Raw genomic sequence first — 12,886 nt, forward strand, 5'->3', positions numbered from 1 at the left:
CTACATGAAATAGCAAAACACGCCCTCACGCAGTTGTAAACGACGTGGGGGCGTTCGTACTTTTAGAGGTTATGAGTTTTTAAGTTTGTGAGTTTATAAGTTTATGAGGTTTTAAGCTTGTTAGTTTTTAAGCTTGCGAGTTCATAATTTGTTTGAGTTTATAGACAATGAACAAACCAACAAACCCTCAAAACAATAAGCGCAAAGATTTAGTTTTTACGTTTCTAAGCTTATAAATTTTTAAACTTGTACGCAACCAACAAACTAATAATCCCTCGAAACAATGAACGCAAGAAGAGTATAAAGACCGAGAAACGGCAATCTTAAAATACCAAAAGCTCATAATTTCTAAGCTAACGTCCATAGAACCCCACAACCTCAAAATTCAAAGACATGAACTACATCCACTGGAATCCGCCTACGGACATTATCAACCTAGGCTTTTTTGCCATACGATGGTATGGTATGCTTTGGGGCATCGGCCTTATCGGTGCCACCTATATCGTGGCGCGCCTCTTCAAAGAATACAAAATAGCCGACTCCAAGTTTGCATCACTCTTTGTTTACGTTTTCTTCGGGGTGCTATTGGGGGCACGTTTGGGACATTGCCTGTTTTACGAACCTACATATTTCTTCGGAAGTCTCAAACATTTCGTTGAAATGTTCCTCCCCATTCGCTTTCTTTCCGACGGCGGATGGCGGTACACGGGCTACGCAGGACTAGCATCTCACGGAGGTGTTATAGGACTTCTCATCGCATTATACCTGTATTGCCGACAAATGAAGATGGAATACCTGTTTGTGTTAGACTGCATAGGCTTTGCCGCCCCATTCACTGCAATGGCCATTAGACTTGGAAACCTAATGAATTCGGAGATTATCGGCAAAGCAACAGACGTGCCTTGGGCTTTTGTTTTCACTCGTGTAGACCCACTTCCACGCCATCCTGCACAGCTATACGAGGCCATTTTCTATGCCATTGTGTTTTGTTTAGGCATGTTACTCTACAAAAAACGCAAGGAGAAAACCATCATCGGCTCTGGCTTTTTCTTTGGCTACTGCCTAACACTTATATTTACTTTCCGTTTCTTTGTTGAGTTTATCAAAGAGGTACAGGTAGATTTCGAGCATCAGTTAGCACTCGACATGGGCCAAATCCTATCCTTACCACTCGTTGCTATCGGCTTATATTTTATGTGGAAAGCACAACACAAGCTTGCAAACAAACACAAGTAAGCCACTGCTTTCTCCAAAAGCATAGCAAACATAGCCTACTTACATCCTTAAAACATCCGTTGGTAACCCCTTGAAAAGCTTATTGCGACGGGGTTAGTGCTATCGGGTTAGATTTCTCATGGCTATCCTCTCGTTATCGCTCGCTTAACTTTAAATATAAAACGAAGACGTCGTGACTTTTAAAGTGTAGGACAAACAAACTCACTGGCTTATAAACTCACGAAAGCCCAACAAGACCCGAAGCCCATACAGAGGGTACAATGGTAGCCGACACCTTTAAACCGGCAGCTCGTGTCGTATCTAAAATAGCCAAGCTTTCAAAATTATTACAGCAAGACTTTCCTGTGCTGTTGCTCAAATGCTTGCGTGCCAACGGTTGTTCTGTTTTTCAGTGAAACGCAGTTTGGTTCGCCTTTCTTCGCTTCAATAGGGCGATTTACGTTAAAACATTTGGTAAAGACCGCAAAAATACATAACTTTGCAAAGAATTTTTAACGCTAGAAATGCAATAACTAAAAAGTAGAGCCTATCGACAAAAGTGTACTCCATATCAAAACCATTAGAAAATGATTAAGATTAGCGAAATGACCGACGAAGAATTGGCCATGTCTTACGTCAGTGGGAACAACAAAGCTTTCGACTTGTTGCTTGAACGCAACCAATCGAGGCTGTTTTCTTATATCTTGTTCATTGTACACGACAGGAGTATGGCGGAGGATTTGTTTCAAGAAACGTTCGTTAAAATCATCTCCAAACTTCATGAAGGCAAGTACAGTTCTAGCGGAAAGTTTGTTTCCTGGATGCTGCGCATTGCACATAATGCGGTGATGGACTGGTACAGGCGTCAGAAGAACGAGAAAACGATGGAGGTTTACAATGAAAACGACCTCTATGGCGATTCGACTAGCGTTCTCGACGCGAATATCGAAAACCACTTTGTTAAAGAACAGGTGTTGCGTGATGTGCAACGCATGATGAACCTTTTGCCCATCACTCAGCGAGAGGTTGTGTTTATGCGTTTCTACCAAAACTTGTCGTTCAAAGAGATAGCCGAACTCACCAACGTGAGCATCAATACGGCTCTGGGTCGCATGCGATATGCCGTGATGAACATGCGCCGAATGGCCGCCGCCAACGGTGTGGCACTGCAATTAGACTAAAAAAATAAGCACTAGCAAACACGTCTGTGGCCGTATTTTGCTGCAAATACGTGCGCCAATGCCCATGACATCAAAACGTTAGGCGACAAACAACACGTGGCCAAACATCGTTTGAGGGGGCTTGAAAGTCCCTTGTTATAGGGGTGAGTTCTTCAATGCGATGGTGTTTTTCCCAACATAATAAAGGTTCCGTTTCGAATTGTTCGAAACGGAACCTTTATCATTTAACGTTTAGCACAACGCTTTTCCCCATCTGTTACCCTTGCCAAAGAGCCACTTTGCCCCTTGCCAGCGATGTTTGCACATCAATAAGGCGCTGGTTAGAGCTGCCACGAAAGCGCAATCCCACATCGCGGAGTGAGCGAACAAACGGTCCGTCTACAAGAACATCAAGCTGTTCGAGCAAAGCACGCCTGCCTTTGTCTTTGAGTAAGGCCTCGAAAGTAAAGCCCGTGTAGCACCAAATGTCTTTCTTCGTCTGTTGTTTTATCTCTTTGGCCAATGCCGTAAACGCCTCTGCTTGCAGCATTGGGTCGCCGCCGCTGAACGTAACATTGGCAAACGGGTCGGCCTTAATCACCTGCATGATGTGCCCGATGTTCATTTCTTCGCCGCCATCCCTGTTCCACGATTGTGGGTTATGGCAGCCTTCGCACGCGTGAGTGCACCCTGCACAATATATGCAGGTTCTAAATCCGGGGCCGTCTACGGTGGTGTCTTCAATAATAGACAGCACGCGCAATGTATATTTGTTGTTAGCCATCATCGTGTTGTGCTTATGTGTACCCTATTTCGAAAGCGATGCGCCCTATCAAGCGCCACTTCGATGTTTGTTTGCAAAGCATGTTCTGCCTTGCAAGCTGCTGCCACGCTCGTTTTATTGCGTGCCTCATTCCGTTTCGTGTATCACCCTGTCTTTCAACTCGGCCAACTTACCGCTGTTCCACCTGTCGGTCGTTCCAACAAGATAACCCGTAATGCGTTGCAACCTGTCTAAGTGCTTGCTGCCACATTGCGGACAAACCTCCAAGTTGGCCTCAGCATTTTCAAATCCGCAGTCCAAACAACGGTTGCGGTTATGGTTAACGCTGCCATAGCCCATGTTGTAGTGGTCTATCATGTCTACCACGTTCATGATAGCTTGCGGATTATGTGTGGCGTCGCCGTCCATCTCTACATAAAAGATGTGTCCAGCCCTCGTCATCTCGTGGTAAGGCGCCTCCACCTCGGCCTTATGGCGTGCGCTACATTTGTAATATACCGGCACGTGGTTCGAGTTGGTGTAATAGTCGCGGTCGGTAATGCCTTCCAATACGCCAAACTTCTTGCGGTCTATCTTGGTAAACTTGCCCGATAAACCTTCGGCAGGCGTTGCCAGCAAGCTGAAATTGTGGTGATACTTCTCCGAAAACTCGTTGCAACGGCACCGCATGTAGTCTACAATGCGCAACCCCAGCTGCTGTGCCTCGTCACTTTCGCCGTGATGCACGCCAAGTAAGGCTTTAAGGCATTCTGCCAAACCGATAAAGCCGATGCTTAAAGTGCCTTGGTTGATAACCTTTTCTATGGTGTCGTCGGGCGAAAGATTTTCTGCGCCTGTCCAAAGGCTACGCATCAGCAAGGGGAATTGCTTGGCCATAGCCGTCTTTTGGAAGTCGTAGCGTTCGTTAAGCTGCCTTGCGGCCACGTCGAGCATGTTGTCTAGCTTGGCAAAGAAACTGTTTATGCGCGCATCCTTGTCGGCAATGTCCATACACTCGATGGCCAACCGCACAATGTTGATGGTAGAGAACGACAGGTTGCCTCTTCCCACCGAGGTCTTCATGCCGTACTTGTTCTCAAAAACGCGTGTTCGGCAGCCCATCGTAGCCACTTCGTGCATGTAACGCTTAGGGTCGTCGGCCTTCCATGCCTCGCTTTGGTTGAAGGTGGCGTCTAAGTTGAGGAAGTTAGGGAAGAAACGTCGTGCCGTAACCTTGCATGCTAGGCAATAAAGGTCGTAGTTTGGGTCTGTGGGCAGATAGTTCACGCCGCGCTTTTTCTTCCATATCTGTATGGGGAAGATGGCTGTTTCGCCGTTTCCAACGCCGTCGTAGGTGCTGTTCAGCAATTCGCGGATAACGCAACGGCCCTCTGCCGAAGTGTCGGTGCCATAGTTAATCGACGAGAATACCACTTGATTTCCACCGCGCGAGTGGATGGTGTTCATGTTATGAATGAAGGCCTCCATAGCTTGGTGCACACGAGCCACGGTCTTATTGATAGCATGTTGCACGATGCGCGCTTCGCCTTCAAGCCCGTCGAGCGGCTTTTTCAGATAGTCGTTTATCTCCTTATTATATATATGGGCATAGTTTTCGCCCGTAAGTTCCTCCAAAGCCTTGACTTCTTCTACGAAGCTGGCACGAACGTAAGGGGCGAGATAAAAGTCGAAAGCGGGTATGGCCTGTCCGCCGTGCATCTCGTTTTGTGCCGTTTCCAGCGAGATGCAAGCCAGCACACTGGCCGTTTCGATACGCTTGGCCGCACGCGACGAGCCGTGTCCGGCCGAAAAACCGCGCTCCAAGATGTGGTCTAGCGGGTGCTGACAGCAGGTAAGCGACTTTGTTGGGTAATAGTCCTTATCATGTATGTGCAGGCGATTTTGGCGTACGGCCTCTCTGCTTTCTTCGCTCAGCAGGTAGTCGTCAACAAACGGTTTAGTGGTTTCGCTCGAAAACTTCATCATCATTCCGGCCGGCGTATCGGCATTCATGTTGGCGTTTTCGCGCGTAATGTCGTTGTTTTTCACGTTGATAATCTCCAAAAACACGTCGCGCGTTTTGGCCTTTCTTGCCACGCTGCGTTGGTTTCGATAGGAAATGTAAGCCCTAGCCACATCTTTGCGGCTACTCTTCATCAGTTCCATCTCCACTTGGTTTTGGATGTCTTCCACCGTCATTTGCGGTTTTCCCACAAATCCGATGCGGTCTGCTATCTGCTGAACCAATCTTTCGTCTTCGCCTTTGTCGGTGTGGAGCATCGCTTTGCGTACGGCGGCCATTATCTTTTGCTCGTTAAAGCCCACAATGCGTCCGTCTCTCTTTACAACTGTCTGTATCATTCTCGTGAGGGTGTATTATTAGGTTCGTTATTTTGTTGTTGAATTATTACTGCAAAGATACTTTAAATATTCGTTGGTTGTTCGTTTTAGATAACTTTTAACGCGTTAATATTTGTCAAACGCTTGATTATTAGTGTTTTATATTTTTGTTTTGGAAACTTATTGTGTTTTGTTGTGATTTTAGTTTCTTATTTTGAATAACTTTATCTTCTTTTCTCCGTAAATATTAGTCCGTTTTATTGGCTTGTGTAAGCCCATTGATAGATAGCTGTTTACAGCGTTGTTGGTATGGCAACTTGTCAACTGATGATGGTGAAAAATGGCTGCGACTATTACTTTGTTTGCCCGACTGCTTGTTACTTCATCAAACTTGTCAACTGCCCATCTACCCCATGTCACCTTGTCAACCCATCAGTTTTTGTCTACTTTTTAGTAAGATTTTTAACATTATGACTGCCTTTTTGTCCGCCAACCGAACATCCGACCGCAAAAAATCAATTCTCGCGAAGGTTGATTTTGATGCAAATGGGGGGTAGTTTGTGAATGCGGTAAAATGAATTTTTATTTAAAAGAACAGCCATTTGCACCATATTTTGGGCGATTTGCTGCTAAATTCAGTGCAATATGCTGCTAAATGCACTGCGTTTTGGTGCTAAACGCAAGGCATTTTGGTGCTAAACGCAGTGCGTTTTGGTGCAAAACGCAGGGTAAAATACCGCTAAATGCGAGACAAAAAGTATAGAAATTCCACCGAAATTGTATAAATATAACCCTCTTGAGCCATCAACCACAGGGCTTAAAAGGACAAAATGGGCATTAAAAAGTGGTTTTTTAGTGGCTAAAAGCAGGTAATTGGGCATTAAAAATTACGGGTCTTCAACCAAACTAGAAAGGCTAAATGGTGCAAAATGCAGGTATTGTTCGCAAAAATGGACTAAAAATAAATTGTGCAAGGCTGAAAAACGTGGTTAATTGCATGCTTTTTCACCCTTTTTCTCCCTAGAAGTGGGTGGCGAACGAAGTGTGTTTTGTAAAGTATGGCGAAAGTTTTTAAGTTTTTAAGTTGTTGAGTTTATGAGTTGGTTCGTTTGCGAGTTCATGAGTTATTAAGTTCGTCAGTTTCTAAGTTGTTGAGTTTATGAGTTGCTTAGTTTGCGAGTTCATGAGTTATTAAGTTCATCTGTTTCTAAGTTGTTGAGTTAATGAGCTGCCTCGTTTGCGAGCTTGTTATAGTAGAAGGTGGTTGGTATTGGAAGGACATGTTGGTTGGGAGTTTAAGCCTTTGTTTGCTTGAATTAAACCTGACGATAGTGACTGGACTTATGCAACCTAACGCTAATCGAGTCTAAACACAAACGCAAGCCGCGCTCTTTCTCGGAGCATGGCTTGCGTCTTGGTTGATGTTCACCATCGATTTGGGCTTTGGTGCCGTTAGGTTTTATTTCTTCCCTTTAAACAATTGCCTGTGAAACTTGTCTTCGGCTTTAAGAATTTGAAAGACCGTAGTGGCAGGCAACAAGGTCATAAACTTGTTGTGGTAGTCTTTCAGCAACTCTTTCATTTCCAATTCCAGTTTGTCTTGCTGTTTAACGGCCTCGGCAGCCGTTTTGTTGTCGGTGGGCTTAACGTGCTTATAGTGTTTAATTTGTTTGAATATGTTGCGCTGTTTTTTACGCAACTCGCGATAAACAGGGAAGAAAGCCGCGCTTTCGGCTTGCGAGAGCGACACTTCGGCGGTGATGAATTTTTCTAGTTCGGCTTGAAACTGCTCGGGGTCGAACTTGTGTGGCGGATGCGCCACCATGCTTATGGCTGCAAATGCAAACAGTAATGTAAGTAGAGATTTTTTCATTTCAGCTTATATTTCGGAATAATGTACGTATATGTCTTCGTTATCCATCATCGTATAGTCGGCCACAGCATCTTTATCGACACTGTTTATGATGGTGGCGATGGTGGGATGTGGGGGTACAGGCGTGGTGCCAGACGGCGATTGGGGGGCTGAACCCAAATATACGGCAACTCCAAATATGGCTGCACAAAGGCTTGCCGCCGCAATGTAAATGGGGCGTAGCAGCCGAGGGGTGCGCCTTTTGGGGACAGGGCACTCGTTTTGGCCGTCTATTTTTTGCATTACAGCAGGTGGTAGGCTGTCGAAATAACCTTCTGGAACGCTGAAAGGCTGTTGATTGGCATCGGCCGAATGTTCGGTTTGTTCCATGATGGGAGTTGTTTTAAGCATTTATGTCGTGTTCTAAAAAACGCGCCAGGCTACATGCTTGTTGTGTGTAGCCGTTGTTTAATGGCTTTTACGGGCGTTTTCTGCTTGCCCCCTTTTAAAGGGTAAGCGCAACGTGATCTGCTAAAACTCGATAAGCCATCAAAGGTAATTAATAGAAACGCCGACATTGATAAAACGAAAAGACAAGCCAACAAGCTAGAAGACTAGTCTGCATCGGTTGATGCAAACTCCGGCAGGGAATGGCCTTGTAAGGGTAGGATATGCGGAAACTATTCGCAGCGACCTGCCTAAACAAATGGTGCGACGCGACGCGCCACGAGCCTCTTCGCAAGCCGGCTTGTCTGTGGGGCAGTGCGTTGGCCTTGTTCCTACACGATGGTAGAAAGCGGGGGAACGCCTGCCTGTTTTCGTCCTCAGTCGTTTAATGCTTTGACGCCCATTGACGTTAAAGGTTTAAACAGGTGTTGAAAATATGCTGTTTTTTTGTCGGTTTGGCACCTTGTTGTTGCCTGTGAGCCATAAGCCAATGAAAGTTAGTGCGCCGTTGAGCATCAAAAGTTCGTAGCCAAAGCGGTAGGTGGAGAACTGCTGCGTGAGGGTTTCGATGACGAAACAGAGTAGGGGAGCGGCCAAGCAAACAGGCAACACCCATTTGCCGCCAACGTTGCGCCGAGTGAATAGCGCGTAGGCGAACAGTCCGAGCAGCGGGCCGTAGGTGTACGAACAGAGAATGTATATGGCATCGAGCATCGAGGTGGAGTTTACTGCGCGGAAAAGGAGGATGAAGAGTGCAAACACGGCCGCCATGCCTAGGTGGGTGCGCTTGCGCAAGCGTTCGTCGTTGGGCCTGCCGCAGATGTCTACACAAAAAGATGTGGTTAGGGCGGTGAGTGCAGAGTCGGCACTGCTGAAAGATGCGGCCACAATGCCGATGGTGAATAGCACAACCACCAGTGTGCCCAACGAACCGCTGGCAGCGAAGAGGGGTAACAGCTCGTCGCCCATGTCGGGTAGCGGCACACCTCGCTGAACGGCCAACATGGAGAGCAATACGCCAAGGGCGAGGAACAGCAAATTGGCCGGTACGAAGGCGAAACCATAGGTGCACATGTCTTTTTGGGCCTCGCGAAGGGTTTTGCAGGTTAGGTTTTTCTGCATCATGTCTTGGTCGAGTCCCGTCATTACCACCACGATGAAGGCGCCACTGATAAACTGTTTCCAGAAGTTTTGTTTCGAAACCCAATCGTCTAGCACAAACATCCTACTTCTTTCGTCGGCAGCAACGGCCTGTATGGCCTCTGTTGGCGACATGCCTAGTGCGCCAATAACCTGCCAAATGATGAGGATGAGGGCGGTAAACATGCAAAAAGTTTGGAAGGAGTCTGTCCAAACAAGGGTGTTGATGCCGCCTTTACGCGTGTAAAGCCATATCAAGGCCACCATCGTAAGCACGGTTAGGGCAAAGGGAATGCCCAAAGCATCGAGCACGAAACGTTGCAATATCATGCAAACAACATAGAAACGCACGGCTGCACCAGAGATTTTAGACAGGATAAAAAAGCCCGCGCCCGTGCGATAGGCCGACAAACCGAGCCTTTTGTCTAAGTAGGTGTAGATGGTGGTTAGGTTTAACTTGTAGTAAATGGGGAGAAGGAGGAAGGCTACGGCAAAATACCCCACGATGAAACCTAAGCAAGTTTGCATGTAGGTCATGCCGATGGCATTGACCATGCCTGGAACGGAAACGAAAGTAACGCCCGAAATGGATGCGCCAACCATGCCGAAGGCCACCATATACCAAGGCGAACGTTTGTTGGCACGAAAAAAAGTGGCGTTGTCGGCACGCCGAGAGGTGAGCTTGCTAAATATAAGGAGCAAGCCAAAATATGCGAGTATGGTTAAGATGATGAGCATAACGCGTGCAAAGTTACGACATTTGCATGGAAAAGCCTGATGTTCTGTGGCATTAGTTTGTTGTGGGAGGTGTTGTTTGCCTATGCCGATGGGGTGGGGGAAGACCTTTAAACGTAAGCGGGATGCACACATGGTGTGCATCCCGCTGATGTTTTTTTGTGCCTATATGGGGCATGATGGCACACGCCTATCGTGTTATAGGCATGCTATGTACGTAATGGCAATGCCGCCTGCAAATGGGAAAGAAGGCCGAGCCGTGCCTTATAGGCTTTTCAGCTGGTGAATGGTTTCTTTGGGGTTGGCCGACTTAAACACGTAGTTGCCTGCCACAAGCACGTCTGCGCCAGCCTCAATGAGTAAGGGTGCTGTTTGCGCTTGTACGCCGCCATCTACCTCGATAAGGGCTTTGCTGCCTGTGCTGTCGATAAGTTGGCGTAGGCGTTTTACCTTGTTAAGTGTGTTCTCGATGAACTTCTGACCACCGAAACCAGGGTTTACACTCATCAGTAGAACAAGGTCAACGTCGTTGATGATGTCTTCGAGCATGCTCACGGGTGTCGAAGGATTGAGTGCCACGCCTGCTTTCATGCCCGTTTCGTGTATTTTGGCAACCGTTCGGTGCAGGTGTACACATGCCTCTTGGTGCACGCACATGAGCATTGCGCCTGCCTTTGCCGTCTGTTCGATGTAGTTTTCGGGGTGTACAATCATGAAATGCACGTCCATAGGCTTTTTACAAGCCTTGCCAACGGCGTCAAGAATGGGGAACCCGAACGAGATGTTGGGTACAAATGTGCCATCCATCACGTCCATGTGCAACCAGTCGGCTTCGCTTTCGTTAATCATTTGCACCTCGGCGTTAAGGTTTAAGAAGTCGGCCGAGAGCAAGGAAGGGGCAATCAGTGGCTTTTTCATCATGCGTTTAGTTTAGGCAAATGGTGTAACGTTGGCCATTTACCTGTATGGATTTATAACAATGGGCAATCTGCCTTATCATGTTAAGGGTTTTTTCTGAGGGCTTAAGCTCTTCGGGTGTAAAATACTTCATAGGCGATAATACCATAATAATAGTGTATATAGAATTAACGCCTTGTGTTGTATTTTATTGTATGCGTTGTGGATAAATATTTAAGGGGAGTTGACGGGTGGGCTAGTTGACGGGTGAACAAGTTGACAAGTTGACGAGTTAACGGGTTGACAAATTTGGGAGTTGACAAGTTTGGGAGTTGACAAGAAGACTGGTTGACGAGTTTGGGAGTTAACAAGTTGGGGTAGACAAGAAGATAAGTCAACAAGTTTATGCGTTGGCACGGCAGTTAACTTTCTCTGAATGATGACTGGGGCTTGTCGAAAAACGTTCGCTTCTTCTTTGTTTTGGCAACATACCTTGATTTGTTTCTGCCGCCGCCTGCTAGTCTTCGTGTGCTTTCAGCACGCGGTGGGGCATGTTGCCATGCCCTAGCAGCTCGATTGGGCAGCCGAAATGTTCGCTCAACTCGTCGCTCGAAATCTCTGGTGTATCGTGATAGTGTAGTGTTCGGTTGACACAAGCCACGGCTTTTACGTTTTGGAGGATGGTTCCAACGTCGTGGCTCACGATGATGATGGCGCAATCGTGGTTGATAACGTCGAGCATTTGGTACATTTGCTCTTGAAAACGTTTGTCTATATAGGTGTTTGGCTCGTCTAGCACCACCACTTCGGGGCGCGAAACGATGGCGCGTGCCAGCAATACACGTTGCAATTGTCCGCCGCTGAGCGACCCAATGGGGCGTTTGGCGAAGTCTTGCATACCCAACTTTTCGAGCGTTTGCGCAACCTGTTGTTTATGATTGGTATCGAAAGGGGCGAAAAGTTTCTTTTGTTTGCTAAGTCCCGACAGCACCACTTCTTCAACGGCGATGGGGAATTGGCGGTCGATGTCGTTGTATTGTGGCAGGTAGCCAATGGTGAGTTCGGGCACTTGAACCCCATTTCGGAAATAGGAAACCTTGCCGGAGAAGGGTTTCATCATGCCGAGAATAACGCGCATGAGGGTGGTTTTGCCGCCACCGTTAGGCCCGATGACGCCAAGGAAGTCGTGATCGAACACTTCCAACGACACATCTTGCAGGGCCACCTTCTCTTCGTAGCCTGCAAAAACGTGTTCAAGTTTGATGATGGGTTGTTTCGGAGCGGTCATTTCAGCGATTTGGCTACCTTTATCATTTCTTTTTCCCAATTGTAGGCCAGTGGGTTAAACTCAATTACTTCGGCTCCCACAGCGTTTGCAATGGTCTCCGAGTTGCGGTTGGCAAATTCTTTTTGCATGAAAAGCACACGCACTTGGCTGGCCTTTGCGCTGTTGATGATGTCTTTTATCTGTGCGGCAGAGGGTTCGCGCCCTTCGTCTTCAATGTAAATCTGGTGCAAGTCGAACTCGCTGGCGTAATATGTGAGTATGGGATGGTAGATGAGGAAGGAGGTGGACTTCTCTCTGGTGAGGTTTTCTCGAATTTGGTTGCTTGTTTCTTCAATCTTTGTGAGCAGCGTTTCGAGGTTCGCCTTGTAGTAAAGGCTGTCTTCCCGGTCTATTTGCAGCAACGCCTTATAGATGTTTTGTGCGATGATAGCCGCGTTTTTGCAGCTCATCCACGTGTGTGGGTCGGGTACGCCGTCGGTACTTTCGATGGGTTCGATGCCTTCGGACGAGTCAACGATGATGGTATGCGGAGCGTTTGCTTTCAGTCTTTTCATCCAAGTCTGCTCAAATCCGATGCTGCCTACTTTCACATAGAGGTCGCTGTGCGATAGTTCTATCATCTGTTGCGCGGTAGGTTCGTAGGTTTCTGGGTTTCCGCCGATGGGTACCATCGTCTTAACGTCGAAACGATTGCCCGCAATAGCCTCGACAAAATACCTCAACGGCTCGATAGTTACCATAACCGTGCGCTTGCTCGTGCCCTTAACCATGGTGCAAGAGGCGAGCAACAGAACCGCGAAAGCGAAGAAAAGGGAAATTTTCTTGTACATAAGCATTTTAAAGTAAGAAACTTGCGCCAAACACAAGTAAGGCGAAGCGAATGAATTTTCCTATTGTCATGCTAGTCACGGTGATGGCTACGTTTGCGCGCATAAGGCCTAATACCACGGTTATGGCACTGCCAAGGATGGGCAGAAAGGCGAAAAAGCCCATCCATGCACCCCTTCCTGCCATGAAGTTTTCGGCTCGTTGGAGTTTCTCTTTCTTCA

General features: G+C 47.1%; 11 protein-coding genes and 1 pseudogene. 2 read left to right on the top strand and 10 right to left on the bottom strand.

From position 1 onward, the window contains the following. Nucleotides 1-393 precede the first annotated feature (393 nt). Complete coding sequence (gene lgt / locus BN93_RS03625) at nt 394-1,236, top strand: prolipoprotein diacylglyceryl transferase (RefSeq protein WP_019186995.1); 843 nt, start codon at nt 394-396, stop codon at nt 1,234-1,236. A 566-nt stretch (nt 1,237-1,802) separates the two neighbouring features. Further along, nucleotides 1,803-2,396, top strand: coding sequence for an RNA polymerase sigma factor (locus tag BN93_RS03630; protein ID WP_019186996.1), 594 nt, complete (start codon nt 1,803-1,805; stop codon nt 2,394-2,396). A gap of 256 nt (nt 2,397-2,652) precedes the next feature. Here the strand turns inward: BN93_RS03630 and nrdG are convergent, their stop codons facing one another. The 10 genes and pseudogenes from nrdG to BN93_RS03675 all read right to left on the bottom strand — a co-directional run. Next, the gene (nrdG, locus tag BN93_RS03635) at nt 2,653-3,159 is read right to left on the bottom strand and encodes an anaerobic ribonucleoside-triphosphate reductase activating protein (RefSeq protein WP_044259799.1); all 507 of its coding nucleotides are present in this window, start codon (nt 3,157-3,159) and stop codon (nt 2,653-2,655) included. 126 nt (nt 3,160-3,285) lie between these two features. Further along, nucleotides 3,286-5,499 (bottom strand): anaerobic ribonucleoside triphosphate reductase, encoded by a 2,214-nt coding sequence (locus BN93_RS03640; RefSeq protein WP_019186998.1) that lies wholly within the window; start codon nt 5,497-5,499, stop codon nt 3,286-3,288. Between the two features lie 1,438 nt (nt 5,500-6,937). Beyond that, the gene (locus tag BN93_RS03645; protein WP_044259699.1) at nt 6,938-7,351 is read right to left on the bottom strand and encodes a hypothetical protein; all 414 of its coding nucleotides are present in this window, start codon (nt 7,349-7,351) and stop codon (nt 6,938-6,940) included. Nucleotides 7,352-7,357: 6 nt separating this feature from the next. Further along, the gene (locus BN93_RS03650) at nt 7,358-7,720 is read right to left on the bottom strand and encodes a hypothetical protein (RefSeq protein ID WP_044259800.1); all 363 of its coding nucleotides are present in this window, start codon (nt 7,718-7,720) and stop codon (nt 7,358-7,360) included. Nucleotides 7,721-8,194: 474 nt separating this feature from the next. Beyond that, nucleotides 8,195-9,655, bottom strand: a complete 1,461-nt coding sequence (locus BN93_RS03655) for a sodium:solute symporter (protein ID WP_019187001.1) — start codon at nt 9,653-9,655, stop codon at nt 8,195-8,197. Between the two features lie 261 nt (nt 9,656-9,916). After that, complete coding sequence (gene rpe, locus BN93_RS03660; RefSeq protein ID WP_044259803.1) at nt 9,917-10,570, bottom strand: ribulose-phosphate 3-epimerase; 654 nt, start codon at nt 10,568-10,570, stop codon at nt 9,917-9,919. 7 nt (nt 10,571-10,577) lie between these two features. After that, nucleotides 10,578-10,718, bottom strand: coding sequence for a hypothetical protein (locus BN93_RS18410; RefSeq protein WP_157462644.1), 141 nt, complete (start codon nt 10,716-10,718; stop codon nt 10,578-10,580). 348 nt (nt 10,719-11,066) lie between these two features. Then, nucleotides 11,067-11,837 (bottom strand): metal ABC transporter ATP-binding protein, encoded by a 771-nt coding sequence (locus tag BN93_RS03665; RefSeq protein ID WP_019187003.1) that lies wholly within the window; start codon nt 11,835-11,837, stop codon nt 11,067-11,069. After that, nucleotides 11,834-12,673: a metal ABC transporter solute-binding protein, Zn/Mn family gene (locus tag BN93_RS03670; RefSeq protein ID WP_019187004.1), complete on the bottom strand. Its 840-nt coding sequence runs from the start codon at nt 12,671-12,673 to the stop codon at nt 11,834-11,836. The genes BN93_RS03665 and BN93_RS03670 overlap by 4 nt, the downstream gene beginning before the upstream one ends. 1 nt (nt 12,674) lies before the next feature. Next, nucleotides 12,675-12,886, bottom strand: a pseudogene (locus BN93_RS03675) (DedA family protein); the annotation flags it as partial.

It is taken from the genome of Prevotella conceptionensis 9403948 (genome assembly GCF_000312305.1).
Lineage (GTDB): Bacteria > Bacteroidota > Bacteroidia > Bacteroidales > Bacteroidaceae > Prevotella > Prevotella conceptionensis.

What these genes read in the sequence shown, in the direction of transcription:
- nrdG (WP_044259799.1), bottom strand. Translation starts at nt 3,159, where the DNA reads ATGGCTAACAACAAATATACATTGCGCGTGCTGTCTATTATTGAAGAC.
- lgt (WP_019186995.1), top strand. Translation starts at nt 394, where the DNA reads ATGAACTACATCCACTGGAATCCGCCTACGGACATTATCAACCTAGGC.
- BN93_RS03645 (WP_044259699.1), bottom strand. Translation starts at nt 7,351, where the DNA reads ATGAAAAAATCTCTACTTACATTACTGTTTGCATTTGCAGCCATAAGC.
- BN93_RS03640 (WP_019186998.1), bottom strand. Translation starts at nt 5,499, where the DNA reads ATGATACAGACAGTTGTAAAGAGAGACGGACGCATTGTGGGCTTTAAC.
- BN93_RS03630 (WP_019186996.1), top strand. Translation starts at nt 1,803, where the DNA reads ATGATTAAGATTAGCGAAATGACCGACGAAGAATTGGCCATGTCTTAC.
- BN93_RS03665 (WP_019187003.1), bottom strand. Translation starts at nt 11,837, where the DNA reads ATGACCGCTCCGAAACAACCCATCATCAAACTTGAACACGTTTTTGCA.
- rpe (WP_044259803.1), bottom strand. Translation starts at nt 10,570, where the DNA reads ATGAAAAAGCCACTGATTGCCCCTTCCTTGCTCTCGGCCGACTTCTTA.
- BN93_RS03655 (WP_019187001.1), bottom strand. Translation starts at nt 9,655, where the DNA reads ATGCTCATCATCTTAACCATACTCGCATATTTTGGCTTGCTCCTTATA.
- BN93_RS03670 (WP_019187004.1), bottom strand. Translation starts at nt 12,673, where the DNA reads ATGCTTATGTACAAGAAAATTTCCCTTTTCTTCGCTTTCGCGGTTCTG.
- BN93_RS18410 (WP_157462644.1), bottom strand. Translation starts at nt 10,718, where the DNA reads ATGGTATTATCGCCTATGAAGTATTTTACACCCGAAGAGCTTAAGCCC.
- BN93_RS03650 (WP_044259800.1), bottom strand. Translation starts at nt 7,720, where the DNA reads ATGGAACAAACCGAACATTCGGCCGATGCCAATCAACAGCCTTTCAGC.